The 26,798-nt window shown below is 34.9% G+C and carries 20 protein-coding genes, 4 pseudogenes and 1 riboswitch; of the genes and pseudogenes, 20 read left to right on the forward strand and 4 right to left on the reverse strand.

The genetic code is table 11. From position 1 onward, the window contains the following. The first annotated feature begins 176 nt into the window (after nucleotides 1–176). The 12 genes and pseudogenes from G4Z05_RS07425 (at nucleotide 177) to G4Z05_RS07480 (ending at nucleotide 15,090) form a co-directional block, all read left to right on the forward strand. Nucleotides 177–1,013: a lipoate--protein ligase family protein gene (locus G4Z05_RS07425; protein ID WP_163251227.1), complete on the forward strand. Its 837-nt coding sequence runs from the start codon at nucleotides 177–179 to the stop codon at nucleotides 1,011–1,013. Nucleotides 1,014–1,367: 354 nt separating this feature from the next. Then, nucleotides 1,368–2,165, forward strand: a pseudogene (locus tag G4Z05_RS07430) (ribonucleotide reductase N-terminal alpha domain-containing protein); the annotation flags it as partial. Nucleotides 2,166–2,484: 319 nt separating this feature from the next. After that, nucleotides 2,485–3,648: pseudogene (locus G4Z05_RS07435) on the forward strand (vitamin B12-dependent ribonucleotide reductase); the annotation flags it as partial. A gap of 340 nt (nucleotides 3,649–3,988) precedes the next feature. Continuing rightward, a pseudogene (locus tag G4Z05_RS07440) lies at nucleotides 3,989–4,591 on the forward strand (hypothetical protein); the annotation flags it as partial. 547 nt (nucleotides 4,592–5,138) lie between these two features. Continuing rightward, entirely contained in the window at nucleotides 5,139–5,708 is a 570-nt protein-coding gene (locus G4Z05_RS07445; RefSeq protein WP_163251229.1) for a nucleotidyltransferase family protein, read from the forward strand. Nucleotides 5,709–6,246: 538 nt separating this feature from the next. Next, nucleotides 6,247–6,789 carry a histidine phosphatase family protein gene (locus G4Z05_RS07450; protein ID WP_321175681.1) on the forward strand — a complete coding sequence of 181 codons (543 nt, stop codon included), beginning with the start codon at nucleotides 6,247–6,249 and terminating at the stop codon, nucleotides 6,787–6,789. A 483-nt stretch (nucleotides 6,790–7,272) separates the two neighbouring features. Then, a riboswitch (cobalamin riboswitch) is annotated at nucleotides 7,273–7,450 on the forward strand. 146 nt (nucleotides 7,451–7,596) lie between these two features. Further along, the gene (gene metE / locus G4Z05_RS07455) at nucleotides 7,597–9,885 is read left to right on the forward strand and encodes a 5-methyltetrahydropteroyltriglutamate--homocysteine S-methyltransferase (protein WP_163251230.1); all 2,289 of its coding nucleotides are present in this window, start codon (nucleotides 7,597–7,599) and stop codon (nucleotides 9,883–9,885) included. Between the two features lie 360 nt (nucleotides 9,886–10,245). After that, nucleotides 10,246–10,947 carry a response regulator transcription factor gene (locus tag G4Z05_RS07460; RefSeq protein ID WP_163251231.1) on the forward strand — a complete coding sequence of 234 codons (702 nt, stop codon included), beginning with the start codon at nucleotides 10,246–10,248 and terminating at the stop codon, nucleotides 10,945–10,947. Further along, nucleotides 10,944–11,933: a sensor histidine kinase gene (locus G4Z05_RS07465; protein WP_163251232.1), complete on the forward strand. Its 990-nt coding sequence runs from the start codon at nucleotides 10,944–10,946 to the stop codon at nucleotides 11,931–11,933. The genes G4Z05_RS07460 and G4Z05_RS07465 overlap by 4 nt, the downstream gene beginning before the upstream one ends. A 164-nt stretch (nucleotides 11,934–12,097) precedes the next feature. Beyond that, nucleotides 12,098–12,872 (forward strand): annotated as a pseudogene (locus G4Z05_RS07470) (ABC transporter ATP-binding protein). Beyond that, nucleotides 12,847–14,721: an FtsX-like permease family protein gene (locus G4Z05_RS07475; RefSeq protein ID WP_163251234.1), complete on the forward strand. Its 1,875-nt coding sequence runs from the start codon at nucleotides 12,847–12,849 to the stop codon at nucleotides 14,719–14,721. Before G4Z05_RS07470 ends, G4Z05_RS07475 begins: the two are co-directional and overlap by 26 nt. 27 nt (nucleotides 14,722–14,748) lie before the next feature. Continuing rightward, entirely contained in the window at nucleotides 14,749–15,090 is a 342-nt protein-coding gene (locus tag G4Z05_RS07480; protein ID WP_163251235.1) for a YxeA family protein, read from the forward strand. Between the two features lie 324 nt (nucleotides 15,091–15,414). On the opposite strand, the gene G4Z05_RS07485 is transcribed toward G4Z05_RS07480, so the two are convergent. Together G4Z05_RS07485 and G4Z05_RS07490 are read right to left on the reverse strand one after the other, a co-directional pair. After that, a complete protein-coding gene (locus tag G4Z05_RS07485) occupies nucleotides 15,415–16,755 on the reverse strand; it encodes a HAMP domain-containing sensor histidine kinase (RefSeq protein WP_163251236.1) in 1,341 nt (446 codons plus the stop codon). After that, nucleotides 16,752–17,444, reverse strand: a complete 693-nt coding sequence (locus G4Z05_RS07490; protein ID WP_163251237.1) for a response regulator transcription factor — start codon at nucleotides 17,442–17,444, stop codon at nucleotides 16,752–16,754. Before G4Z05_RS07490 ends, G4Z05_RS07485 begins: the two co-directional genes overlap by 4 nt. A gap of 346 nt (nucleotides 17,445–17,790) precedes the next feature. Between G4Z05_RS07490 and G4Z05_RS07495 the strand changes: the two genes are divergently transcribed. From G4Z05_RS07495 to G4Z05_RS07530, 8 genes are all read left to right on the forward strand, one after another. Continuing rightward, nucleotides 17,791–18,582, forward strand: coding sequence for an ABC transporter permease (locus tag G4Z05_RS07495; RefSeq protein WP_163251238.1), 792 nt, complete (start codon nucleotides 17,791–17,793; stop codon nucleotides 18,580–18,582). 26 nt (nucleotides 18,583–18,608) lie between these two features. Beyond that, nucleotides 18,609–19,652 carry a taurine ABC transporter substrate-binding protein gene (locus G4Z05_RS07500; RefSeq protein WP_395534575.1) on the forward strand — a complete coding sequence of 348 codons (1,044 nt, stop codon included), beginning with the start codon at nucleotides 18,609–18,611 and terminating at the stop codon, nucleotides 19,650–19,652. Nucleotides 19,653–19,674: 22 nt separating this feature from the next. Beyond that, nucleotides 19,675–20,508: an ABC transporter ATP-binding protein gene (locus G4Z05_RS07505; protein WP_163251240.1), complete on the forward strand. Its 834-nt coding sequence runs from the start codon at nucleotides 19,675–19,677 to the stop codon at nucleotides 20,506–20,508. Then, nucleotides 20,498–21,427, forward strand: a complete 930-nt coding sequence (gene tauD, locus G4Z05_RS07510; RefSeq protein ID WP_163251241.1) for a taurine dioxygenase — start codon at nucleotides 20,498–20,500, stop codon at nucleotides 21,425–21,427. Before G4Z05_RS07505 ends, tauD begins: the two co-directional genes overlap by 11 nt. A gap of 13 nt (nucleotides 21,428–21,440) precedes the next feature. Then, the gene (locus G4Z05_RS07515; protein WP_163251242.1) at nucleotides 21,441–21,803 is read left to right on the forward strand and encodes a DMT family transporter; all 363 of its coding nucleotides are present in this window, start codon (nucleotides 21,441–21,443) and stop codon (nucleotides 21,801–21,803) included. Nucleotides 21,804–22,671: 868 nt separating this feature from the next. After that, a complete protein-coding gene (locus G4Z05_RS07520) occupies nucleotides 22,672–23,178 on the forward strand; it encodes a hypothetical protein (protein WP_163251243.1) in 507 nt (168 codons plus the stop codon). 33 nt (nucleotides 23,179–23,211) lie between these two features. After that, on the forward strand, nucleotides 23,212–23,622 hold the full coding sequence (locus G4Z05_RS07525; RefSeq protein WP_163251244.1) for a hypothetical protein: 411 nt from the start codon (nucleotides 23,212–23,214) through the stop codon (nucleotides 23,620–23,622). 525 nt (nucleotides 23,623–24,147) lie between these two features. After that, the gene (locus G4Z05_RS07530; protein WP_163251245.1) at nucleotides 24,148–25,032 is read left to right on the forward strand and encodes a patatin-like phospholipase family protein; all 885 of its coding nucleotides are present in this window, start codon (nucleotides 24,148–24,150) and stop codon (nucleotides 25,030–25,032) included. A 167-nt stretch (nucleotides 25,033–25,199) separates the two neighbouring features. On the opposite strand, the gene G4Z05_RS07535 is transcribed toward G4Z05_RS07530, so the two are convergent. After that, nucleotides 25,200–25,580, reverse strand: coding sequence for an SA1362 family protein (locus G4Z05_RS07535; protein WP_163251246.1), 381 nt, complete (start codon nucleotides 25,578–25,580; stop codon nucleotides 25,200–25,202). Between the two features lie 68 nt (nucleotides 25,581–25,648). Continuing rightward, nucleotides 25,649–26,593 (reverse strand): DUF1385 domain-containing protein, encoded by a 945-nt coding sequence (locus tag G4Z05_RS07540; RefSeq protein ID WP_163251247.1) that lies wholly within the window; start codon nucleotides 26,591–26,593, stop codon nucleotides 25,649–25,651. Nucleotides 26,594–26,798 lie beyond the last annotated feature (205 nt).

The raw sequence follows: 26,798 nt of genomic DNA on the forward strand, positions 1-26,798 counted from the left end.
CTTGCTCCTTTCAAGCTTGGCTGCACTAGTAATTATTATATAAGTCCTTCACTTAAATATAAAGAAAAATAGACAAAATTCTGGGAAAAAATATACCAAAATCTTCTCATTTTGAAATTGTTTTTTAATTTGGTAGACTAAAAAACGGATTATATTTTTTTAAATGGGGTTTTGGAATGAAAAAGGAAATTTGGCGTTTTATCGATTCCGGAAACAGCTCGCCATCTTTTAACATGGCATTGGACGAAGCGTTGCTTGATTGGCATAGTCAGGGGAGAATACCACCTGTGATTCGTTTTTATGGTTGGGACCCACCTACACTTTCAATCGGTTATTTTCAGAAGGTGGAAAAAGAAATTGATATGGATGCCGTTAAAGAGCATAAGCTTGGTTTTGTAAGAAGACCAACGGGAGGAAGAGGTGTTTTGCACGAACATGAGCTTACCTACAGTGTCATTGTTTCGGAAGAGCATCCAAAGATGCCTAAAACGGTAACAGAGGCTTATCGTGTTATTTCGGAAGGCATTTTAAAAGGTTTTCATCATTTAGGGCTTGAAGCTTATTTTGCGATTCCAAAAACATTAGAAGAGCGGGAATCATTGAAAAATCCACGTTCTGCTGTATGTTTTGATGCCCCAAGTTGGTATGAGCTTGTGGTAGAGGGAAGAAAAGTTGCAGGTAGTGCACAAACTAGGCAAAAAGGAGTCATTCTTCAGCATGGTTCCATTCTCTTGGACTTAGATGAGGAAAAGTTGTTTAGTTTATTCAAATATCCAAATGAGAGGGTTAAGGAACGAATGAAAAAGTCCTTTAAGGACAAAGCAGTTGCTATTAATGACATCAGTCCAAGTAGAATTACGCTTGAGGAAGCGAAAGATGCTTTTTATAAGGGCTTTGCTGAGGGATTAAATATCGAACTTGAACCATATCAATTATCAGATGAAGAACTGGAATATGTGAACCAAATAGCGAAGAATCGCTATGAAAATGACGAATGGAATTTTAAAAGATAAATAAAAGCGGCTGCCCCCGTTATCGTTTTACCAAGTGGTGGCCGCTTTTTCGTTTTTTTCATTTTTAAAATCAAGGTGCGAAATTTGTTAAAATTACTCAGTTTTAATGAAAAAATCGTTCTTTACTATGCCATTCTTTAAAATCTAGTATTTTTTAAGTTTGACAAAATCAGTGTTTTTTGTCTTAGATACAATATATAGGGGTACATAATACATTTTGTGTACTATATATTGATTTTTTAGTTGCTTTTTATTGTTTCTGTATGTTAATTTAGTTTTATTAACTAACAAGAACTAGAATAGCTTACTAGAAGGAATATAGCTATAGAATTTATTGATAAAGGAGTTGTATTCATGTCTGTAGTATTTAGGCAAAATATGAATATTGATTTTGGGAGGTTGAATGAGGACATTCGCTTATTTCCTCAGGTGCACCCGGTTACACCAGATATGAAGATAACTCACAAGGGTGTTTCGCGCTTAGTCATGTTAGATCGTTACACCTTTAAAGACACCGAAAAAATAACCCTTACAAATGGAGATTTTGTTGTACTTACGATTAAAGAAGATCCAAAATTCCCTGCACGCGGCTTAGGATACATTCAAGAAATTGACTGGGAGAATAAGAAAGCGAAGGTGTTGGTTGAAGAGGAATTTCGAGGCGTACTCGATGGTGATGCAGCCGACACAGGAATGATTTGGTGTTCCCTTGATGTAATTGAAAAGCCTTTGGAACTGTTCTATGAGCAGATTGCCAAACGAGTTGCCACGGGTATTGCAGCAGTCGAGGAAACAGAAGAAAAACGGAAAGAATGGGCGGAGAAGTTTTATCAAGAGCTGGTAAACTTAAACTTCATTCCTGCTGGCCGAGTTCTTTATGGGGCTGGTGCAAACACTGAGGTGACCTATTTCAATTGTTATGTAATGCCTTTTATTCCGGACTCACGTGAAGGTATTTCAGACCACCGAAAGCAAGTAATGGAAATCATGAGTCGCGGTGGCGGTGTAGGTACGAATGGATCAACATTAAGACCGCGCAATACCTTGGCAAGAGGTGTAAACGGAAAATCTTCTGGATCGGTTTCATGGTTGGATGACATTGCAAAATTGACACACCTTGTTGAGCAAGGCGGGTCAAGACGTGGTAAAGAAGCTTAAGTGCCTCGTCTATAAAAAAACCTCGTGAATTGCTGGGAACTCTTTAATGACTAGTTGGCTACAACGAAACCGGAAACGGTAATCGTGAATGCTTAAAAACAACAGTGGATAAAGACAATCAGCAGCCAAGCTCCTACGTCTTTGAAAAAAGATATGGAGAAGGTTCAACGACCATCGAAAGCACACGAATTGTGGAAGCGAGTAGAGTAGGGACCAAGTGGTTCCGAAGCGCGAGGGCACTCAAAAGAGTGTAAGAAATGGTCTGAACTCTAGGGCGACCTAGAGAGTTGATGTAACGAATCAACGCAACATATTGGCACAGATGATCATGCTAGCAGATTGGCATCCAGACATTATTGAGTTTATTATCTCTAAAATGCAAAATCCAAGAATCCTAAGATTCTTAATAGAAAATTCATCTGATGAAACCATTAAAAAGCTTGCTAAAGATAAACTAAAATTCACACCTCTTACTCTTCAAGAAGAAGCAATGTATCAAGGGATTGTAAATTATAAAAACATTCCTGGTTATGGTGGATTCAGTTCTACTATCATAGCTGATGCAGAGGAAAAGCTGGCAGAAGGTGGTACTTATTCGGTCCATAATCCTGATTTTCTAACAGGAGCAAATATTTCTGTCTGCTTGACGAAAGAATTTATGGAAGCTGTTGAAAATGATGAGGAATATGAACTACGTTTCCCAGCAGTTGAAAGCTATAATGAAGAGGAAATGAAAATCTACAATGAACAGTGGCATAAAGTCGGTGATGTTCGTGAGTGGGAACGTATGGGTCACAAAGTTCGTGTATATAAAAAGATTAAAGCAAAGGAACTTTGGAATTTAATCAATATTTGTGCAACCTATTCAGCAGAACCGGGAATATTCTTCATTGATAATGCCAATGACATGACCAATGCAAAAGCATATGGTCAGAAGGTGGTAGCAACGAATCCATGTGGTGAACAGCCACTTGCACCATATTCTGTATGTAACCTTGCAGCGGTTAACCTTGCAGAAATGGCTAACAAGGAAACTAAAACAGTTGATTTCGAGAAGCTAAAGAATACAGTTGCTATTGGTGTGCGTATGCAGGACAATGTGATCAACGCTACTCCATACTTTTTGGAAGAAAACAAAAAACAAGCGCTTGGTGAACGCCGGGTGGGCCTTGGAGTAATGGGATTGCATGACCTCCTGATCTATTGTGAGACTGAGTACGGTTCACCGGAAGGAAATAAGCTGATCGATCAAGTTTTTGAAACTATTGCTACAACTGCCTATCGTGAATCGATTAACTTAGCAAAAGAAAAAGGAAGCTTCCCATTCTTAGTAGGCGAAACGGAAGAAGAAACGAATCGTTTACGTCAAGCTTTCATTCAGACTGGATATATGAAAAAAATGCCTGAAGACATTCGTCAATCTATTTTGGAACACGGAATTAGAAATTCTCATTTGCTGACTGTTGCACCAACGGGTAAAGTATTTGCCCCCAGTGTTCGTAAGAATGCTGCGTAAACTTAGCTATATGCGGGAAACTCTGGCGTATCTCTTACTACCTTGTCTTGCCAACAATGAATGGGTAAAAATGTAAGAGTGTTGGCATAAGCCTACCAGACAATCCGCAGGGAAGTCGTGGCTGACCCCTCAACGACTACACGCTAAGCAACCATATTACTAGATTTTCGGTGAATATCTTTTTCATAGAAAAAGGGATTCATTAATGGTTGAAGATATAGTCTGACCCATATGGCGACATATGGAGCGGGTACTAATAATCCCGCCCTCTATAAATGAATGATAGAGAGTAACAAACGTGAGTACTGGTACAATGGTCGGCGTCTCAACAGGTTTAGAGCCATATTTCTCTTTCTCTTATTACCGGAGCGGACGCCTGGGCAAATTTATTGAAGTGAAAGCTGATATTGTTCAGGAATACTTAGAGCGAAATCCAGAGGCAGATCCAAACAACCTTCCACATTGGTTTGTTACTGCGATGGACCTTACCCCTGAAGCGCACGCTGATGTACAATGTGTTATCCAAAGATGGATTGACAGTTCTATTAGTAAAACAGTGAATGCACCAAAAGGTTATAGCGTGGAACAGGTTGAAAAAGTATATGAACGTCTATATCGCGGTGGTGCAAAGGGTGGAACAGTTTATGTTGATGGTTCCCGTGATACCCAGGTATTAACATTGAAAGCGGAAGAGAACAAAACGGAACAATTATCAATTTTTGACAAGGATGAAAAGCAGCCAGTAGTCCTAGTGGATACGATCACTGATCTTCGTTCCACTGATGTAACGATTGGTTCAGAAGTCGGTAATACCTGTCCTGTATGCCGCAAAGGAAAGGTAAAAGAAATTGGAGGCTGCAATACTTGTACGAATTGCGGAGCACAATTAAAATGTGGATTATAAGGATTTTTTAGAAGTAAAATTGTAGATTTATAAAAAACTCGTACGGTTTTACCCCTTTAGAATATTATCGTCTAAAGGGGTGTTTTTTTGTCTATATGAGTGGAATTTCATAAGATGAGGTGTAGATTTTAAAAAAAGTTGTACTGTTTTAGAATTATTGTGGATTGGAGAGATTCAAACTGTTAAAATTTTACACAGAAGAATATATTTAGAAAAAACAAAACAGAAAGGATTATAACCTATAATTGGTAAAATTAAAGTTTCTTAGAATATGCGGTTGTTTGAATTCTTGCTTCTAATTATCTAACTTATTAACTTAAATAGGCGATTTTATATATAAATAGGACGATTCTCAAGCAACTTGATGAAAACATTTCTACTTTCGGAAGAAGAAAATAAGTAATTAATAATGCAACTGATTCCCTACGCAAGTGTTTGTATTCAATTAATGGGCAGGATTATGGAATTAGAATCTCCTTTTGAATATAAAAATTTTTTTATAATAAAGTTTATGTACTATACACAGCATTAGGGAGAGATTGTTTCAATGAAGGAGCTAAACGCGACTGATTATGAAAAACAATTAATAGAAATAATCAAAAGTGACAAATATATTATGTCAATTCTGAAAGTGATTGAGAATTTACATTTAAACGATGCTTGGGTATGTGCTGGACTTATTAGAAATAAAGTTTGGGACATTTTACATAACACAGTAACTCCTTTAAATGACATTGATGTTATTTATTTTGATGCTTCGGATACTTCGTGGGAAATGGAAAAGCAATTAGAGAATGAATTAAATGTTTTGCTTCCCAATCAGCCTTGGACAGTAAAAAATCAAGCCCGTATGCATTTGAAAAGTGGCTTTAATCCCTTTTCTTCGACATATGATGGTGTAGCTCATTTTCCAGAAACACCAACTGCAATAGCTGTAAGGCTCTGTAATAAGGAACTTGAGATTATGGCTCCATATGGAATACAGGATTTATTTGAAATGAAGGTAAGACCTACACCATTTTATCAAAAGGATAGCGAATTTTATTCCATTTATGTTGAACGTGTTAAAAAGAAAAAATGGGATGAAATATGGAGAAGTTTATCTATAGAACTTTAACATGAATATCTAATTTCATATTCTACTAACTGGAACGATTGAGAAGATAGGTCAGCGAAAATGATCAAACTTTTTTACAAAAGTTGTGCAATGTTTCACAAATAAATGTCCCGTTTTGATCAATCTTTTTTTCAAAAGGGGTTCTTTTAACTTCGCGTAAAATGTGGGTTTGTGAGGTATTTTTGATTAAACTTTTTTAAAACCAACAGAAGTGGATTAGCGAAGGTCGAGGTCTGGATGAGGCTCTGCTTATAAGTCATGGCTAACGATTCAAGATGTTTCTGACAGTAAAGCGTGAAATTTTAGAAGAAGTTGGTTTGAAAGTAAAAGATAGCTTAACGTATGTACTCAGTACATAACAGTTACTGGTGAAAATGTAGTAAATATTGTATTTTTTTGCGAATATGAATCAGGTGAGGCAATTCCTAATAGTCCTGATGAGGGTGAAGATGTGTTGTGGTTAACGACTGAAGAAAAGAGTATCAGACATGCCGAATTGTTGATTTCAAGATCATAATTAGTACTGGGGTGGTGGTTAATGTTGAAGAAAATATATGTGGTTAGGCATTGTGAAGCAGTAGGACAATCCCCTGATGCACAACTTACAGATAAAGGACTTAAACAAGCATTTGAATTATGTGAGTTTTTTTCCAATATTAAAATAGATCAAATTATTGCAAGTCCGTATAGGCGTGCCATTGAATCTATTCAACCACTGGCAAAAAGATTAGGTTTAGAAGTTGAGATCGATAGGAGATTGACAGAACGTATTCTTAGCACTAAAAATCTTTCTGATTGGTTTGAAAAACTTAGAAGTACATTTGAAGATATAGAATTGAAATTTGAAGGTGGAGAGTCCAGCAGAGAAGCGATGAACCGAATTGTTGAGGTTGTAGATGAGATTTTTAGTAGAAACAATGATCATACAGTCGTTGTTACACATGGTAATTTAATGTCCTTACTTTTCATGTTTTATAGTAAAGATTTTGGGTTCGATAATTGGAAAAGTCTTAGTAATCCTGACGTATTTCTCTTAATTAAAGAAGGTAATCAGGTAACTTTTAAAAGGATATGGAAATAAAAAAGGTACCCACAATGAAGATTTGTAATTAAGCTAATGGGGATGTGTAAAGGAGGATTTTTGGACTATACGTATAAGAACTATTCAAAATATGAATCGAGATACTTATTAAAGATTCTCTATTACAGCGAATTATACACGGAGAAAAAGTATTCGAGAAACAATATAACTTTGATAAAGACAAACAAATGCCTTCGTAAAATTGTCTATAATTATTTCACGAAACTGATGAAACATTTGAAAATTATTATTTGTGAGTGCCATTGATAGAAATTGATTTTATGGGTCGTCTAGTAATTTATGCGGTAATTGATGATATTCTAGATTGGTTTTACGTATTTTTGTAGGATTAGAAGGTTGTTTGGTGCGGTAATGTCATTAAAGTATATGGGAAAAGGAATGTAAAGTATAATTCGTAAATTTTATCTTTTCTGAATTATTTATTGTATTTTATTAATTATTATGATATAGTGGATAAAAATTACATACCGTGTAAGAAGAGGTACCACGTAAAGTGTGTTTAAAAGGGAAACTGGTGCAAATCCAGTACTGTCCCGCAACTGTAATTCGGAGCGACTCTTATTATTGCCACTGAGTAATTGGGAAGGCAAGAGAAGCGATGATGATAAGTCAGGAGACCTGCCTCATTCTAGTACACACCAAAGCTCACGGGGAAATGGGCGGTGTTTTGTGCGATTCTATCAGCGTGTTTTCACGCTTATTTGAGTATGCATAGATTAATCCGAAGCTGTTTCCTACATGGGAAACAGCTTTTTTAGTTGTTATATAAAAAGGAGGATTATCAATATGAATGTCATTAGTACTGTAGTAGGGTATCCGTATATCGGGCCGAAAAGAGAATGGAAACGAACAATTGAAAGATTTTGGAAAAAAGAATTAACTGAACATGAATTTGAAGCGGAGTTAAAGCAACTTCGTATTGATCGCTTAAAGCACCAGCAAGATTTAGGGCTAGAATACATCACAGTCGGTGATTTTACAAAGTATGACCGTATGCTTGATTTGGCTGTTATGTTTAATTTAATTCCAAAGCGTTACGATGTATTAGAAAATCCGACAAAGAATGAATTGTATTATGCTATGGCTCGCGGGGCAAAAGATGTAGTCGCTTGTGAAATGACGAAATGGTTTAATACAAACTATCACTATATTGTGCCAGAATATGAAGGGCAAAAATTAACCTTACAAAGAAATGATATTTTAGATCAATTTTTAGAGGCACGTAATGAAGTAGGAATTTATGCGAAACCGACAATTATAGGTCCTTATACGTTTGTTGATTTAGCGAAAGGTTATGATGAAAATGAAAAAGCATTATTTATTCTTCAACTCATTCCATTATATGCTCAAGTAATTAATGAATTAACAGAAGCCGGGGCAGAATGGATTCAGATTGAAGAACCATCATTTACAAAAAACCTACCAATTGAAGAAATTCAATTAATTGAGGAAATCTATAAGCAACTTTGTAAGTTAACACCACACGCTAAATTACTTGTACAAACATACTTTGAGTCATTATTTGCCTATGAACGTTTAATCCAGCTACCAGTTGATGGTTTTGGATTAGACTTTGTTCATGATAATAAACAAAATTTAAAATCCATCCAAAAATTTGGGTTTCCAAAAAATAAAACATTAAGCATTGGTGTTATTAATGGTCGAGATATTTGGTCAGTTAATTTTGCGGAAGCAGTTTCAATCATTAATTCAGTAAAACAGTTAACAAATATAGAAAATATATGGATTAGTTCTTCTTGTAGTTTACAGCATGTGCCTGTGTCAAAAAATATGGAAGAAAAGCTACCAAAAGAGTTATTTGATCATTTAGCCTTCGCTGATGAAAAAATACGTGAAATTGCACATATTACGCACTTTATGCAAAAAGGAAGTTGGTTAAAAGAAGGATTAGTTGCAAATAGCATGAAGGTAATTCAAGCACTTGCGACGCATCCGGTTCGTCAAAATAAACGTGTTGAAAAAGCTTTAGCCAATTTGACACCAATGGATTTCAAACGTTCTGTTTCATATAAAGAGCGTCAGCAAATTCAAAAGGAGGCATTAAAGTTACCAGATTTCCCAACAACAACGATTGGTAGTTTTCCTCAATCTACCGAAGTAAAGAAAACACGTAGTGCTTGGCGTAAAGGTGAAATCAGTGATGCACAATATGCTCAATTTTTAAAAGAAGAAACAGCTCGCTGGATACAAATTCAAGAGGAAATCGGATTAGATGTTCTTGTCCATGGGGAATTCGAGCGTACAGACATGGTGGAGTATTTTGGTGAGCATTTAACAGGATTTGCCTTTACAGACTTTGGATGGGTGGTTTCTTACGGTTCACGTTGTGTGAAGCCTCCGATTATTTACGGTGATGTTGAATGGACGCATCCAATGACAGTAAAAGAAGTCGTAGAAGCACAAAAACTTACTGATAAGTATGTAAAAGGCATGTTGACAGGTCCAGTAACAATTTTAAATTGGTCATTTGTTCGAAATGATCTTTCTCGAGAAAAAGTGGCACTACAAATTGGCTATGCACTACGTCAAGAGGTAGAGGCTCTTGAGAAAGCAGGTATCAAAATTATTCAAGTGGATGAGCCAGCATTACGTGAGGGATTGCCATTACGTAAAGAAAATTGGGCCGATTATTTACGCTGGGCAGTTGATGCTTTTAAGCTTACCACATCTAATGTTGCTCCGGATATACAAATTCATACACATATGTGTTATTGCGAATTCAATGATTTCATCGAACCAATTAAATCACTTGATGCAGATGTCATTTCACTTGAAACATCACGTAGCCATGGGGAATTAATCCATTCGTTAAAAGAAAATCCATATGAACTTGGTATTGGATTAGGAGTTTATGATATTCATAGCCCACGAGTACCAAGTGTAGAAGAGATGCTTACTATTTTACAAGAAAGTTTAGCGGTTATTCCAAAAGAACAATTCTGGATTAACCCGGATTGTGGACTCAAAACACGTCAAGAATCAGAAACAGTTGCTTCCCTAAAAAACATGGTAGCTGCTGCACTAGTACTGAGAAAACAAGTCGTATCTATCTAATAAAGAAATGGGCAAAGTAATGATTGTTACTTTGCTCTTTTTAATACAAATAAATCTTTGAATCGAGGGAAAACAAGAATTCAACAAATATAGGTTTTCGTTAAAACGGATTGTTTAAGTACCGCCAAATTATCTTACAAAAATGTAATGTTCATATAATGAAATTCGATTGTTACAAACTCTTTTATTTTTTACAATAATATCAATAAGTTGCTAAAAATAATGGAGACGCTTTTCAAATAATAATTCCTATTGTTTAGATACTTAAGGATGGAAAATGAGCTCGAGCAGGATGTAATATGAAACTGGTAGCCTTTTCCCATACATAGGATGAAATAAGCCGAATAGGAGTAATATTTTATGGAAAAGATAATGATTATAGAAGATAATGTCGACCTTCGTTGCTTATTAACCAAACATCTAGAGAAGTATGGATTTAATACAGTAGTGGTGGAAAATTTCGATGTTATATTAGAAAAATTTCTTGAAGAAGGACCTGACTTAGTCCTATTAGATATTAATCTTCCTTCTTTCGACGGCTATTATTGGTGCAGGCAGATTCGCAAGCATTCTACCTGTCCGATCATTTTTATATCTGCACGTGAAGGTACAATGGATCAAATTATGGCATTAGAAAATGGGGGAGATGATTATATTACTAAACCATTTTCATATGAAATGGTCATTGCCAAGATTAAAAGTCATTTGCGCAGAGCCTATGGGGAATATGCATCGTCCCATGGTGAACGAGAAATATCTTTTTTTGGATTAACCTATTTACCAGAGAGAATGGAGCTTAGATTTCGATCACATTCCATCGAACTTTCGAAAAAAGAAGCGTTACTTTTAGAGGTATTATTAAAGCGCGGAGAAAAAGTAACGAGCAGAGACCGTTTAATAGAAAAAATGTGGAATACAGATATGTTTGTCGATGAAAATACGTTAAATGTATATATTACACGTGTAAGGAAACGACTTTCTGAACTTGGAATTCATGATGCCATTGAAACGGTTCGGGGTGTAGGATACAGAATGAGACATACTTGGGAGGGGACAGAATGAGATTATTTTTACGTTCACATCTGTCCCTTTTTTTTATTACTTTTATACAGGGAATATTTGTTTTTGGCTACTACTGGTTTTTAGGCTTCCAAGAGTTGGACCATTTACTCTATGTTTTTTTCATACAGATTTTATCTATTTGTCTCTATCTTGTATATCGGTGGATACAAGATGCACAACTATATCGTTGGGTACAGGAACATCAAAATGAAAAATTACATATTCCACATATGGGAAAAAGTGCATTTAGCGAATCGTTTTATGAGAGATTGCGTATCATTACACAATTATATGAAAACAAGGTACATCAAGTTCAATCAGACTTAAATGAGAGAATAACATTTATCAATCAATGGGTTCATCAAATGAAAACTCCCTTATCTGTAATCCACTTGTTGATTCAAGAACATGACGAAGAAGTATTTCAAGACATCCGAAAGGAATTATATCGTTTAGAAGATGGATTTAAAACCGTTTTGTATTCATCAAGATTGTCTTTGTTCGAGAAGGACTACACAATTGAAAAAATTCCTCTTCAGGCTTTTATGGACGAGATCATCATGGAAAACAAAAGATTGTTTATTCAATATAAAATCTATCCAAAAAAAATGTTTCCAAAAGAGACCCTTTTTGTGTTTTCAGACAAGAAATGGTTGCAATTTGCTATCGGTCAAATTATTTCTAATGCAGTTAAATATTCTTCAAATAAAAGTAACAAATTACTTTTTAAAATAGAAAAACAAGGGCAACACATTATGCTTGAAATTCAGGATTTTGGTGTTGGTATTCCTTCACAAGACATGAGAAGAGTTTTTGACCCATATTTTACTGGAAAAAATGGCAGGCTGTATCATGAGTCAACAGGAATGGGGCTTTATTTAGTTAAAAATATAATGAGCAAGCTCCAACACGAAATCGAGCTGGAATCAGAGGTAGGCAATGGTACTACATTTAAAATATACTTTTCGAAATATATTTCTGAATAAAAAAACGCTAGAAGGGAAGATAAAATCCTTACCTACCTTAATAGGTAAGGATTTTTTTCTTTCTTTTCTTACAAATATGTAATGTTCATTTAAGGTGATCGCATTTTTTCATATTTTTATTTTTTATAAAATGAATGCATGATCCAATGATAGGAGGCAATCAAATGACTGAAGTACTACAAGTGAAAAATATAAATAAAATTTATGACGGAAAGGCACCATTTCAAGCTTTAACGAACGTTTCGTTTATGGTAGATAAAGGAGAGTTTATTGCAATAATGGGTCCATCCGGATCAGGAAAAACGACACTATTAAATCTTATTTCAACTATTGATAGACCCACATCAGGGGAAATTCTCATAAATGGTCGGGAACCTCACAAGTTAAAAAAGGCAGAACTGGCAAATTTTCGACGTAGAGAATTAGGATTTGTTTTTCAAGACTTCAATTTGTTGGACACGTTAACATTGGAGGAAAATATGATTTTACCACTAACGCTAGAAAGAACCAAACCTTCGATGATGGATGAAAGGGTAGAAAGTATTTCAAAAAAATTAGGTATTCATGGGATATTAAATAAACGAACATATGAAGTTTCAGGTGGCCAAAAGCAACGTACAGCGATTGCAAGAGCAATTATTCATCAACCTTCACTTCTGTTAGCTGACGAGCCTACCGGAAACTTAGATTCCAAGGCTTCCAAAGATGTCATGGAAACATTGCAATCCATAAATGAAAAGGACCAAACTACTATGCTAATGGTCACTCATGACCCTTATGCTGCCAGTTATTGTCACCGTGTCATTTTTATTAAAGATGGAAAACTATACAACGAAATTTACAGAGGCACGAATCAAAAAGTGTTTTTCCAACAAATTATGGATGTTCTTTCAATGCTTGGAGGGGATGGCAGATGAATTTTCCACAGTTCGCCTATAAGAATGTAACACGCAATTTGCGTGCATATTTAGCTTTTTATTTAAGTAGTTCATTTGCTGTTATGATTTTTTTTATGTTTGCAATGTTTATCTTCCATCCTGCACTTGAGACGGGCTATATGATGAATATTGCTAAAAAAGGAATGGTGTTTGCTGAATGGATTATTTTCTTCTTTTCCATATTATTTATTCTTTATTCTTTTAGTGCATTTTTAAAAACACGAAAAAAAGAATTTGGAATTCTTACGATCCAAGGTGCAAAACCACAACAAATTCGCCTGTTGATCACCTTAGAAAATATTTTCATTGGACTAGCTTCCATTTTTACAGGAATCATCGGTGGAACGATACTTGCGAAACTGTTTTATATTGCTGGATCTTATATTGTCGAGATGGAACCCCTACAGTTATATTTCCCTTGGAAAGCACTAGGATTAACCACTGGAGTTTTTTTAGTTTTGTTTATCATCCTTTCTCAATTTACATTATTTCTTATCCATACTGAACAAACGATTTCATTACTAAAGGGGTCACAAAAACCGAAAAAAGAACCGAAGCCATCTAAATTGTTTTCATTTCTAGGAGTAGTTTTTTTAGGAGCTGGATATGGAATGGCGCTAGTTGCCGGGATTGATATGGGTAGCGCTGTAATTATTACGATTTGTACAATAATTGGGACGTACTTGTTTTATAGTCAGTTAAGTGTATGGTTACTTAAGCTGTTGAAGCGAAATAAAAGATTTTATAGAAAAGGTACAAATCTCCTTTGGATATCTGATTTAATGTATCGCGCTAGAGATAATGCTCGCCTATTTTTTATAGTTAGTATTGTTTCTGCAGTTGCCTTTACAGCAACAGGCACATTGGCTACGTATAAATCTATGTTTTCTATCGCGGACACACCGTTTGGGATGGAGTTTTTATCTTCTTCGAATAACAAAAATGAAAGTGAGCAGTTAACATTTATTGAACAACAGCTTAGTCAAGAAAATGTAGATTACAAAATGTTCAAAATGCTAGCGTTAGAAGCTAAACAAGGACCAATTCACTACCCTGTTTTGGTACTATCATACAAAGATTGGGTGGAGAATTTTCCTAAATTAAATACCTTTCATCTTGAGAAAGGAGAAGGGATTTACTATGGGGAGACGAAACGGGGAAGTTATACAATTCTCCCAAGTAATCATACGGAATTACAATTAGAAAACAAACATGTGATGATCGATTTAAAATCCATTGAAAAACCGATTTTCTCTTTATCCGATGTGATCGTTGTAAATGAAGAAAGTTTTAATCAATTAAAACAAGAGGCTAAAGAATCTATTTGGTATGGGTACGGTTTTGAGAATTGGAAGGACAGTCTCGAAATAAGTCAAAAGATAAAAAACTATATTGAAGGTGAAACATACAATCCGGATGCACAATACTTTTCGAAATCTATTCTTTATTTTCTGACTGTACAAGTACCAAGTTTGAGTTTATTTATTGGACTTTTTATTGCTATTATCTTTTTCTTGGCTGCTGGTAGCTTTTTGTATTTCCGGCTGTTTACAGACTTATATGAAGAAAGAGAAAAGTATAAATCACTGGCGAAAATAGGACTAAGTGAAAAAGAAATGGTAAAAAGTGCAACTGTTCAAATGGCCATACTGTTCTTTTTGCCATTCTTGTTAGCTGTTATTAACACGGGGTTTGCATTGCAAGTGTTACATCGAGAAGGAGGAATTCCACATGTATTACAGTTAGGAATTGTGACAATTTTAGGATTCTTCCTGATGCAAGTTCTTTACTTTATTATCATTCGTTCTAGTTATATTAAAAATTTAAAAGAGTATGTCTTCCGGCAATAAAATTAGAAATAGGGAGTTGATAAAACCATGAAAAAGTTAGCTCTAGTTTTTCTTTTGTTCGTTGTTTTACTTATTAGCATTTTTACTGTTGTTCCTAAAGAAGATAGGGATCATATGAATCCTTTTGTTCCTAAAGAAGAGGTATATGTGAAAATTAATGAAGATGCAATTTCGAAGGGGGGAAGATATGAATATACTCTGTCAGGTTTTAATAAAGTGGGGGAAGAAAGGGAAATTACTTTTGACTCAGGGAAAATTTTAAAGCAAAATGCCATTTTAAAAATTTCAGTAAAAGGTGCTTTTGTAGAAAAGTGGGAAGAAGTAAAAGCTAAAGATTTACCTGAGAAAGTAAAAGTAAAGTTAAATTAGTATTTTTCTTATTCCTGCTGTTTTTCCAAAAAAGGGTTGTTTGTGAAGAGTTAATCACGGATTTCGCAGAAAGCTCTCATTTTGATTAATCTTTTTTAGCAAAGAAAATTTTAGGATGGAATCAAAGTTAATCCAATATTATTTTTAAACGATGTTCGTTGAAATAGAGACTCAATTAGTTGTGTGATTATTTCTCTTCATAAGAAAATCCTCCTTAGCAAAATGTATAACTAGCTAAGGAGGATTGAATTCAAAAAGAATGACATTATACGGTCATTTTCCATGAAGTTGAACTATATTCGTAAAGGAATGGGCTATAAAATCTTAATTTGCTTCATTATGATATGGAAGATATACAATGAAACTAGTACCATGATTCACTTTACTTTTTACTTCTATTTTTCCATTATGTGAGACAACATATTGTTTGGCAATGGCAAGACCTAAACCCGTTCCACCACTGTATCTTGTTCGTGCTTCATCAGTACGATAGAATCGTTCAAAAAGGTACGGTAAGTATTCAGGTTCTATTCCTTTACCAGTATCTTCAACAATGATCTTTAAAGCATTCTTTTCTTTAAATAATCGAATGTAGATCTTTCCTTGATTAGGAGTATACCTAATTGCATTCGTTAATAAATTAAGAAAAACTTGTTTCATTCGGTTCTCATCAACAAATACTGTTGTTTCGTTTGTTTGAACATCTAAAGTCATTGAAATATTTTTTTCTTCAGCTAGGGGCTCTAAACTGGAAATGAGCCTGCAAGAAAGGTCCACCATATTTGTTGGGGTTTTATTTAACTTTAATTTCCCAGCTTCAGCTAAAGATAAAACTCTTAAATCCTCTACTATTTGATTCAGTCGTATGAGTTCATCTTGTATGGGTAATAAAACTTCCGGACGAATCATTTGCCCTTGTTGTTGTAAATAATCTAATTTTCCATTGATAATGGTCAGTGGGGTTCTAAGTTCATGAGCTACGTCTGCGGTAAGATTTTTACGGACGATCTCTGCTTTTTCCAATTCCTTTGACATATGATTAAAGGCTTTTGCTATTTTCCCATATTCATCTTTTGTATTAACTGGAACCCTTATTCCAAATTCTCCTTTTCCTAGCCTCTTAATAAATGGTAATAATTCTTGAAGGGGGGAAGCTAACCATTTAGACAATCGATAGGCGATGAAAAGAGAAATGATAATAAGTATAGTGCTGGTTATTAAAAGTATAATGATTACTGATATGGGTATTCCTATCATAATTTTTGTGAAATTAGCCATCTCTGGATCATAATAAATAAATTCCCCTACTTTACTATTGCTTATGGTGATATCTCTTTTTATCCCTAAATTTTCAACTAATTTTAAGGGCGAACTCCCTTTATCATAAATGACTTGTTCACGGTTATCTTTTACCACGAGTTCTGGATGATCTTGTGTAATATCTTGAAGTAAATCTATTTGTTCAATGTTTTTCCAAGAATTATTATTCTCAACATAATAGGTAGTTAATCTTTTATTAATTAAATGTATTTCTTGACTTCTTGTTTGCTCTAGCCCAGCTTCTATAGTCCCTTTTACCGTAAAGTGGGTTAGTAATATAAAGACAGTACTAATCCCGAGAATGGTTAAGGCTAATGTATAAAATATCTTTCGATGAAAGCTCATAGTTGATCACCAAAGCGATAGCCAAAACCATAGACTGTTTGAATATATTTCGGGTGGGAAGGATCATCTTCAATTTTTTTCCTTAATCGGCTAATATGAGCATCGACTGTTCGTTCCACGTTTAAAAGCTCATCTTCTAGAGCAGATTTTAATAATTGAAGTCTACTGTATACAATTCCAGGTTTTTCAGCTAAGGTTAACAATAACTTAAATTCAGTTGGAGTTAGTGTAATTTCTTGATTGTTTTTCCATACACGACACTGCGACACGGACATTATAATCTCATCTCGTACTAACTTTTCATCATCCTTCGTAATAGAGTTGTCCCCAATTCTACGAAGGACTGAACGAATTCGAGCTAATAACTCTCTTAATGAAGATGGCTTTGTTATGTAATCATCTGCTCCTACCTCGAGACCAATAATTTTGTCCAATTCATCTGATTTGGCAGTTACCATAATAATGCCAATCTTGCTGCTTTTTCTTATTTCACGGCAAACATCAATTCCGTTCATATCAGGCATCATCCAATCTAGGACGACTAATGAAGGATGAAAAGTTTTAATCTTCTCTAGTGCTTCTTTTCCTGATTGAGCTGTTGCAATATTGAACCCCTCATTTCTTAAGAAGGAACACATAAAATCTAGTACTTTTTCTTCATCATCCACTAGTAAGATTGATTCGGCCATTATTTTTTTCTCCTTCCAATATTCTTATTTTCCTATTATACATGAACGATAAATGACGGTTGAATATTACACTGAACCGTAATAGACCACAACAACTCTTTATTTGATTTCTAAAACGAGGGGACGTTTCTATCGTTTCATTCTTCGTTTTGGAACAGCAAACCGTCCCCTCGTTTTAGACCTGCTATTGACGAATAATTAACAATATTGTTGACAATCAATAGAATTATCGTTACTATATTCTTACTAAACTTATAGGATTAATCAAGATAACCGACCAGACTACTGGAGGCTCTCTTTATATAAAGAGGGCCTCTTTGTCTTTTTCTGAAGGGAGGAGGAAAAAATGCAAAGTAATCAGTTGCAAAAAAGTAACTATTTAAAAGTTAAGATTATCTCTTTGTCAACTGTTTTTGTATTAGTAATTGTTTGGGCGCTTGTTACCAATTTGGAATGGATTGATCCTTATTTCATTCCAAAACCGCAGGACGTTTGGGCCGCATTTATTGAGTTAACTGTCGATGGATATAAAGGAATCTCCCTTTTTGCTCATATTTCGAGCAGCCTGTATCGACTATTTATCGCCTTATTGCTCGCTTTTATATCAGCTATTCCATTAGGGCTTTTATGCGGATATTCAAAGATAATAAGAGCGATTTTCGATCCCATCATTGAATTTTATCGCCCGCTCCCTCCGCTTGCATATTATGCAGTCCTGGTTTTATGGCTGGGCATTGAAAATGAATCAAAAATAGCTTTGTTATTTTTAAGTGCTTTTGCACCATTATTTATTTCTACAGCTGCATCAGTACAAAAAGTGCCGGTTGACCGTATTAATGCTTCTCTTGCACTCGGAGCTACAAAATGGAAGCTATTTCGTTATATTATATTGCCTTCATGCCAACCTGATATTCTCACTGGATTGCGAACATCAATTGGAATTACCTATGCAACATTAGTGGCTGCCGAAATGGTAGCAGCTACTAGCGGAATTGGTTGGATGGTACTCGATGCTAGTAAATATTTAAGAAGTGATATTGTATTTGCAGGCATTATCTTGATGGGAATAATTGCTATCGTCTTAGACAGTTTACTTCGCTTATATCAAGCACGCCGATTCTCTTGGGTGGGCAAATAAAAATAACGAATGAAAATAAGGTGAATATGATGAAGACTTTACATAGGAAAATTTTATTAACATTAACAATCCTGTATATAGCATTTGTTACCATTGCTTGTTCAAATCAAAGTACCGCAACAGAGAAAGAAAAGGATGAAGTAACAACTCAATCTAAGAAAGTTCCAGAAAAAATTGTACTGGGTTATCAAGTATCTCCCAATGGCGAATTACTTGCAAAAGCCCTTGGACTTTTAGAGAAAAAGTACCCGGACACCAAAATTGAATGGGTAAAATTTGAAGCTGGCCGTGATGTAAATAATGCCATTGCAAGCGGCAGCATCGATTTTGGTCTGGTAGGAACGCCGCCGGCAGCCATTGGTATTGCGAGTAAATTACCATATAAAGTCTACTATTTACACGATATTATCGGCGAAAGTGAAGCACTCGTTGTGAAACAAGATTCAGAAATTCAATCTTTAAAAGATTTGAAAGGGAAAAAAATTGCTACGACATTTAATTCCACATCGCATTTTAGTTTGCTGGGTGCTTTGAAAGCAGAAGGAATGGATCCGAAAAAAGGAAACATTCAAATTTTAGATATGCAGCCGCCTGATATTTATGCAGCATGGCAACGTGGAGATATTGACGGAGCTTATATATGGCAGCCAATGCAATCTAAACTAGTTGCAGACAATGGAAAAGTTATTATCCATTCAGGTGAACTGGCAGAAAAAGGAATTATCACTGCAGAAATGGGAATTGTTCGTAACGATTTTGTAGAAAAATATCCAGAAATTGTTGAAGAGTATATAAGTATTTTGGACGAATCCGTTAAATATTACCACGAGAATCCAGAAAAATCTGCTGAACTACTTTCAACGGAACTGGGGCTTACACCGGAGAAAAGTTTGGAAACTATGAAACAAATTGTTTGGTTAGATGAATCCAAACAAAAAGAATATTATGAGGGACCATTAGCAGAAACATTAAAGGAAACAGCGGATTATCTTGTAGAACAAAAATCCATTACAAATGCACCTGATATAAAAACATTCGAGCAATCCCTGCTTCAACATCCATACCAATAATACGGAAAGGGAGACAGAAGATATGCCACTTACTACTACTCTATCATTAGAGTCTAACTACCAAGAACCGTATGAGAAACAAAAAGTCATTGAATTGAAAGATGTTTGTTTACAATATTCAATAAATGAGAGTCCTGTTCTCAAAAATATCGGACTGTCACTCTATGAAAACGAGTTTGTATGTGTTCTTGGCCCATCTGGATGCGGCAAATCTTCTTTATTAAATATTATTGCCGGATTCCAAAAACCGACAACTGGAGAAGTTTCCATAAATGGAGTGAAATACTCTAAACCCACTAGAGAAATTGGCGTAGTTTTTCAAAAGCACAATTTATTTCCATGGATGAAGATAAAAGATAATGTTAGCTTTGGTCTCAAAATGCAAGGTGTAGCGAAAAAACAAAGAGAAAGCTTGGCTGAATATTATATAAATCTTGTACAGCTTGAATCTGTGGGAGATTTACTCCCACATCAGCTGTCAGGCGGTATGCAGCAACGAGCATCTATTGCTAGGACACTTGCAGCTAATCCAAAAGTAATTTTAATGGATGAACCGTTTAGCGCCCTTGACGCTATTACAAAAGAAACTATGCAGCAACATTTGATATCCCTATGGCAAAAAACAAAGAAGACTATTTTTTTCATTACCCATGATGTCAATGAGGCCTTAATTCTAGGGACTAGGATATTGGTCATGCAATCAAACCCAGGAAGGGTTGCAATTGATATGAAAAACCCATTAAACCAATCTAATAAGATTCAAATTGATTTTAGCAGTAAACAGTTTCAAGATTTAAGAACATATTTAATCTCCACAATTAAAAACAATGGAAAGGATGATAGAAATGGCTATTAACTTAGATAAATATCCGAGACCAACAAGTTTTGAAGGAAGAGAAGATAAGGAAGGATTGAGAATACTAAGGAGGAGAATTGATAAAGAAAGTGGAAATTATACCTTTTTTAACGTCAAGCCGTTAAGTCCTATTATTGGTGCAGAAATTGAGGGAATTGATTTATCAAAGCCATTATCTCCAGAATTGAAAGAGGAATTAAACGAGGCATTGCTTGAATGGAAAGTTATTTTCTTTAGGGATCAAAAGATTACTTCCGAACAGCAGATAGCTTTTGCACGGAACTTTGGAGAGCTTGAAGTCCATCCATTTTACCAAGCTCCGGAAGACCGCTCAGAGGAAGTCGTTCAGTTCCATAGAAACCAAAAAAATCCAGGATTTGAAAATGTATGGCATCATGATGTTTCCTTCCGAGAAAAACCTGCAAAAGCGGCTGTTCTTCGTTTAATTGAAGCGCCGCCAGTTGGAGGAGATACCATTTGGGCAGATATGGGAGCTGCCTATGATAACTTACCTGAAAAGGTGAAAGAGAAAATTGATAAATTACAAGCAATTCATGACTTTACACCATCATTTAGTCATCTATTAAGCCCTGAAGAACTTGTAAAATATCAAAAAAAATTCCCAGCAGTCGCTCATCCAGTAGTTCGGACTCATCCAGAAACAGGAAGAAAAGTACTTTTTGTCAATCCTTCTTTTACTACTAGAATTATTGGGATTGATAAACAAGAAAGTGAAGAATTACTAAACTTCTTATTCCGTCAAGCCCATATCCCTGAATATCAAGTCCGTTTTCATTGGGAGCCGAATTCTATTGCTTTTTGGGATAACAGAGCTACACAACATTATGCCGTTTCGGATTATTTCCCCTATAAAAGAATAGTAGAACGTGTTACCATTGCAGGGGATCGTCCTTATTAAAAGGAGTATAAGAATGGGCTGGTTATATTTAATTTTAGGCATATTAGCCGAATTGATCGGAACGACATCGATGAAACTATCTGAAGGATTCACTAAATTAACCCCTTCAATTTCTATTTTTATTTTTTACGGATTAAGTTTGACCCTTGTCACACTTTCACTCAAAACGATAGATATAAGTATAGCATATGCCATATGGTCTGGAGTCGGGACTGCTTCTATTGCTGTTATTGGAATTTTATTCTTTAGAGAAGATCTGTCCCTTCTCAAAATTCTTTCAATCTCCTTTATCATCATTGGTGTAGTAGGATTAAACTTAGGAGAAAATACACAAGAAAATACAATAAACATTTCAACCTCTCAAAAAAGTGACTGAAACGAGGGGACGGTTCTTTCGTTTTTCATTCCAAAACGACAGGACCGTCCGGAGCTTAACAGTATCTAAAAAATGTAATCCACTCTATTGGCGCTGTTTGCTTGATTTTGTGAAAATTCGGCCATTAGTTCATCATTCATTTTCATAATGTTTAAGTCCTCTAATGATTTGTTGATTTCTTCATTACCTTAGAGAAATCCGGAAACTGTTTAAGACAGCCGTTAGATTTCACCCGTTACACTAGATCCAAGCCGTTCTGAATGTTTAAAGGGTATCATTTATAGGAATATAACCCTGGTTTATCTGGTCGGCAGCATATACTTCACTTTTCGTCATTTCCTCCTTCTCTCCACGAGCCATCACAGTTTCTCTATCTGGCGGACCATATGCACTAAGTTATTATTTTTTATCCCTACCTAATTGCATAATAGAGCCTTTCCAAATTGAAGTCGTTTTTCGTTCTATCTCCTTAACCGTTATTGGTTCACTTATTCCAATTAATTAGCCATACTGTATAAATCCAGGGTTTTACAGCTATAACTTAAGATTAGTTGGAGTTAGTGTAAAGAATTAATCTACTCTATTGCTTCTTTCTCCGATTGAGCTGTTTCGATATTGACCCTCCCTCATTTTTTAAGAAGGAACACATTAATCTACTACTTTTTCTTCATCCACTAGTAAGATTGATTCGTCCATAATTTTTATTCCTTCCATTACTTTTATTTTCCTTTTATACATGAACGATAAAAGACGATTGAATATTTCACTGAAACCGTAATAAACCACAACAAGTTTGCAACATTTGTTTGTTATTATCATAATGCACTTCATTGAGGGAAAAATGAACAATAATGGGAGGATGATTTTTATGACATATAGACTAAATCAAAAGAAAAAAAGTATATTGGTTGCTATTCATGTACTTGCAGTTGCTTCCTGGATTGGAGGAACACTGGCAATGTTGCTACTAGCAATATATTTGCAAAGCGGTGCCAATGGTGAACAACTATTATATACGATGGCAAGCATGGAAGTAATAGACGAAAACTTACTAAAGTATCCTGCATTACTGTCACTAATTACCGGAATTATGCTTTCTGTATGGACACAATGGGGGCTAACTAAGTATTACTGGGTAATCATTAAACTCGTATTAACTATTTTGACCATATTAATTGGTATTTTCTTTTTAAACAAATGGACAGCAAGTTTAGGAATATTAATTGAAGATATGGGATTTATTGCGCTGAAAAATGAAGAATTTCAACATACATGGACTCAGATTGTAACTACGTCTAGCTTTAATATACTGTGCTTAGCATTTATGACTTTTATTACTTATCTTAAACCTTTTGGGAAAGTGAAGAAAAAATAGAAAACAACTTATTATGGGAGGAACAATAAAATAATGATAAATAAGGAAGTTATTAGACAAAATATAGGATTAATTTTAAGTTTGGGTGCCATAGCCCTAATTAGACCTATAATGAAAATAACAGGGATTATTCATTGGTTTGGAAGTGAACGGTTTGGAAGCATATTCATGACGATTCTCATTTCATTAATATGGTTAATAATCGTTGTAATGAAAAATTGTCAGCATCCCGTTCAAATTTTAGTATTTGCTGGGATTAGTTATGCAGTATTTGCAACGATTCTTAGTGCAATATTATCTCCAATTCTCCATGGACAATTACAAGGTCCGATTACTAATCCATTAGCACTTATAAGTATAATAGTTACAAATAGCATTTGGGGCTTATTAATAGGTGTGTTGGCCATGCCCTTTATTAAAAAGAAAACATTAACTGAAATGTAATTTATGGAATCTATTTATTTGCTCTGTCACAATCGATCTCATCTGTAGTGTAGTGCAATAATTCGTAGAAAATTTACATCTTGTATAATATCTAACGAAGTAAGAATCCGTTTTGGTGATTTGTTTATCAATACGGGTTCTTTTTTTATGTAAATTTAAGATTTTGTTGTTATTGAACCATCTTTGTTTTAATTTACAGTAGTATGAATATCTCCATCCTTGTATTACGAACTATTTGAGATCCTATAGTCATACAAAAAAATTTACAGTCTGTCTACTGTACTATTTTACCTGGTCGCTGCTTAAAGATGTAATATGAAAAGGAAAGCGACGTGATTGACTGAGGTGGGAGAATGTTGTAGTACTACCAACAAATTTGACCACGAGCTTAACAATCATCATTAATAAGTGAACTCATGGAAGCTTCCTTAGGATGAAAGGCGTTTTATGTTGACGTTGGAACAAGGCATTTCTTGAAGAGATTAATTGGTTTTTTTATAAATATCTTCTTTGGGAGTGGCTGCCATGAATATAGACGGAGTATTCTCCGGAGGAGGAATTAAAGGATACGCCTTAATAGGAGCCTGTGAAGAAATTGAAAAGAGAGGTCTAAAATTTGTACGAGTCGCAGGTACTAGTGCAGGTTCCATCATAGCTGCCTTAATAGCTGCCGGTTATACGAGCAAAGAAATTTATCAGCTAATCGATGACATAAATATTTCAGACATGTTGGACGCTCGTAAGACATTCCTGCCCCTAAAAATTACGAAATGGCTGTTGCTTTACTGGAGAATGGGACTTTATAAAGGAAATGCCTTTGAAGCATGGATAAAAGAGGTTTTAGCAGAAAGAGGGGTGCGAACATTTTCGGATTTGCCTCCTAATACCCTTCGAATCGTGGTGTCTGACCTTTCAAATGGTCGTATGATTATACTTCCCGATGATTTGGTGAAATACGGAATTTCCCCTGGCTCATTCCCTATTTCAAAAGCAATTCGAATGAGTTGCAGTATACCATATTTTTTTGAACCGGTAAAATTGCGTACAAAAAATGGAGTGAATATTCTTGTAGATGGAGGGGTTTTAAGTAATTTCCCAATGTGGCTGTTTGATAAAGAGAATATAAAAAAAGTTAGGCCTGTACTGGGAATTAAGTTGAGTTCGAATGAACTAGAGCATGAAAAGCATAAAATTAATAATGCGATTGAACTTTTCGGTGCCTTATTTGAAACAATGAAGGATGCTCATGATGCAAGGTATATTTCACGAAAACATGAGAAAAATATTATTTTTATTCCAGCAGATGGTGTAGTTCCAATCGATTTTCATTTAACTAATGAGAAGAAAAAAGAATTAATTGAATTAGGAAAAAAACATGCGCGGTTGTTTTTAAATAAGTGGTGTTATTAGTGACAAAGAGAGAAAATTTCTGCATAAAACTAAAATGATACAATGAGGGGACAATCTTTAAAATAGATTTATTTGAAGAGAAAATAGAAGGCTATTCGATCCCTAGACAAAGGTCAAAATATAAACATTTATATGACCATCATCATTAAAAGAAAAAAATCGAGCATTCAAAAAGAAGCTCGATTTTTCTTTTTCCCTTTTTTTCCGTCTATTACCGTAAGATGAGAAGGAGGTTTCTTTTTTAACCTGCCTTTTTTCAATGTGGATAAATTCCCTATGGAAGAAGTTTTAGCAGAAGAATCTCCATTTTTTTGTAGGAATCGTTTTTTTGACTTTCTAGCTGCTCTAAGAAATGCACGCTGCTCTTTTTTCTGAGGGCTTGAATTTGAAAATCTACGAACAACATAAAAAATAATCAAACCTATCACAACAAAGACAGCTATTTTTTGAATAAAACCAGCCGGGTTCTCAGTTACTTGACTTATGATGCCTATTAAGGCAAGGGTAATTAGCGCCCCTATAACAATTACGGATGTCCGATTTTTCAAGAAAAGCCACCTCCCTAAGAGCATGATAAGCATTTTTTTTGCCTTTTAAACACTGGAAAAGCAAAAATTTAGACAATTCCCTCATTTTCAATCAGTTGATTTGTTTCTTCCTCTTTCTTTAGCAGTTCTTTAAACGAAAGTATGGCTACTTCTACTTGATCATCATCTGGTTCTTTTGTTGTTAATAATTGCAACCAAAGACCAGGGAGTCCGAGATATTTTAATACAGGAATGTCTCTTAATTTATTGGTAATTTGGAGAATTTCAAAAGATATTCCCAAAACAACAGGAATTAATAAGAGCCGGTCTAAAATTCGAAGCCAAAGTGGAGAAGTAGGAACAAGCATATAAACAAACACCCCGACAATGACTGTAAATAAAATAAAGCTGCTTCCACATCGGTAGTGAAGCCGGGAATGAGCCTGAACACTTTCGACCGTTAATTCGGCACCAGCCTCATATGTATTAATTACTTTATGCTCTGCTCCATGATATTGAAACACTCTTTTTATTAATTTAGTTAATGAGACGAAGTAAATATACAATAGCAAAAGCAATAGTTTAAAAAGCCCTTCAATCATCACTTGGGCAAAATCTGACGGAAATATGGACCTTGTTAATTCAGCTAAAAATACAGGTATTAAGGTAAAAGCAAATTTTCCAAATAAAAAAGAAATGACACCTATCACAGCTACTCCAAGGTACATTGTTAATTTTGAGACTTCTTTATCTTTAATAGTTTCATCATCTTTAGGGTCAATATCATAGCGTTCTGTGGAGAAGTTTAAATGCTTAGAACCGTTCGCGCTTGCTTCAATAATAGCAATAATACCGCGGATAAACGGAATTTTTTTGAATTTGGATAATAACGGATTTGTTTTTCGTGGTAAATGAAAATATTCAATAGAATGATCTTTTCTACGAATTGCAGTCACATAATGATGTTTTCCGCCAAACATAACTCCTTCAACTACAGCTTGGCCGCCATAGACATTTTTTGTGGTAGTGGACATGTATGATAACACCAGCCTATTACATAGTTGTTCCATAACAGAAAAGTTCTGTATGTATTTACATGTATTTTACAAGAAAAATGAAAAAACCTCTAGGAGGTGACATAAAATTTCCATTTAATTTTCAAGAAAATTTTTTAATGCAAGGGATTGGAAATTTAAGGGCATAATAATTATGGCTTAAATAGATGAAATACAGAGATAC

The sequence above is a fragment of the Neobacillus thermocopriae genome (assembly GCF_010975035.1).
In the GTDB taxonomy this organism is placed as follows: Bacteria; Bacillota; Bacilli; order Bacillales; family Cytobacillaceae; genus Neobacillus; species Neobacillus thermocopriae.

Coding starts and splice junctions, on each gene's coding strand:
- G4Z05_RS07425 (WP_163251227.1), top strand. CDS start 177: ATGAAAAAGGAAATTTGGCGTTTTATCGATTCCGGAAACAGCTCGCCA.
- G4Z05_RS07445 (WP_163251229.1), top strand. CDS start 5,139: ATGAAGGAGCTAAACGCGACTGATTATGAAAAACAATTAATAGAAATA.
- G4Z05_RS07450 (WP_321175681.1), top strand. CDS start 6,247: ATGTTGAAGAAAATATATGTGGTTAGGCATTGTGAAGCAGTAGGACAA.
- metE (WP_163251230.1), top strand. CDS start 7,597: ATGAATGTCATTAGTACTGTAGTAGGGTATCCGTATATCGGGCCGAAA.
- G4Z05_RS07460 (WP_163251231.1), top strand. CDS start 10,246: ATGGAAAAGATAATGATTATAGAAGATAATGTCGACCTTCGTTGCTTA.
- G4Z05_RS07465 (WP_163251232.1), top strand. CDS start 10,944: ATGAGATTATTTTTACGTTCACATCTGTCCCTTTTTTTTATTACTTTT.
- G4Z05_RS07475 (WP_163251234.1), top strand. CDS start 12,847: ATGAATTTTCCACAGTTCGCCTATAAGAATGTAACACGCAATTTGCGT.
- G4Z05_RS07480 (WP_163251235.1), top strand. CDS start 14,749: ATGAAAAAGTTAGCTCTAGTTTTTCTTTTGTTCGTTGTTTTACTTATT.
- G4Z05_RS07485 (WP_163251236.1), bottom strand. CDS start 16,755: ATGAGCTTTCATCGAAAGATATTTTATACATTAGCCTTAACCATTCTC.
- G4Z05_RS07490 (WP_163251237.1), bottom strand. CDS start 17,444: ATGGCCGAATCAATCTTACTAGTGGATGATGAAGAAAAAGTACTAGAT.
- G4Z05_RS07495 (WP_163251238.1), top strand. CDS start 17,791: ATGCAAAGTAATCAGTTGCAAAAAAGTAACTATTTAAAAGTTAAGATT.
- G4Z05_RS07500 (WP_395534575.1), top strand. CDS start 18,609: ATGATGAAGACTTTACATAGGAAAATTTTATTAACATTAACAATCCTG.
- G4Z05_RS07505 (WP_163251240.1), top strand. CDS start 19,675: ATGCCACTTACTACTACTCTATCATTAGAGTCTAACTACCAAGAACCG.
- tauD (WP_163251241.1), top strand. CDS start 20,498: ATGGCTATTAACTTAGATAAATATCCGAGACCAACAAGTTTTGAAGGA.
- G4Z05_RS07515 (WP_163251242.1), top strand. CDS start 21,441: ATGGGCTGGTTATATTTAATTTTAGGCATATTAGCCGAATTGATCGGA.
- G4Z05_RS07520 (WP_163251243.1), top strand. CDS start 22,672: ATGACATATAGACTAAATCAAAAGAAAAAAAGTATATTGGTTGCTATT.
- G4Z05_RS07525 (WP_163251244.1), top strand. CDS start 23,212: ATGATAAATAAGGAAGTTATTAGACAAAATATAGGATTAATTTTAAGT.
- G4Z05_RS07530 (WP_163251245.1), top strand. CDS start 24,148: ATGAATATAGACGGAGTATTCTCCGGAGGAGGAATTAAAGGATACGCC.
- G4Z05_RS07540 (WP_163251247.1), bottom strand. CDS start 26,593: ATGTCCACTACCACAAAAAATGTCTATGGCGGCCAAGCTGTAGTTGAA.